Source organism: Neisseria sp. P0009.S008 (assembly GCF_051958615.1).
Lineage (GTDB): Bacteria > Pseudomonadota > Gammaproteobacteria > Burkholderiales > Neisseriaceae > Neisseria > Neisseria subflava.
The window spans coordinates 1-433 of record NZ_JBQCVG010000034.1; the positions used below are offsets into that span (position 1 = coordinate 1).

Here is a 433-nt window from a genome sequence, read left to right on the forward strand (position 1 = left end):
CCCCCTCCAACTCACAAGGTGCAGTTTTTTTATGAGCAAATATACATTACACTTCAAATACCAAGCCGTACTCCACTGCCTGCACATACGCAGCCAACAGCGTACCGCAGACCACTACGGCATCTCACGAACCCACCTGCGACGATGGATACGCGCCTATCAAGAAGGCGGCATCGGCGCACTCGAACATCCCCAATCCAAAACCATGAACCAACACCGCAAAAACCCCTTCATCGCCGACAAACCCGACCACGAAAAAACACAGGCAGAGCTTATCGAAGAGTTGTGCTATATGCGCGCAGAGGTCGCCTATCTAAAGGAGTTAAAAACCCTCAGCCAAAAACAGACCGAAAAGGACAAAGCCAAACCGTCCAAACACTGAGGGCGCAACACCCGCTCAAATACCTGCTGCACATCGCAAACCTGCCCAAAA

At 51.3% G+C, this 433-nt stretch carries 1 protein-coding gene; it reads left to right on the plus strand.

Annotated features, from left to right (window positions below):
* The first annotated feature begins 31 nt into the window (after window positions 1–31).
* A complete protein-coding gene (locus tag ACTHSQ_RS11130; RefSeq protein ID WP_440372003.1) occupies window positions 32–382 on the plus strand; it encodes a helix-turn-helix domain-containing protein in 351 nt (116 codons plus the stop codon).
* Window positions 383–433: the final 51 nt, after the last annotated feature.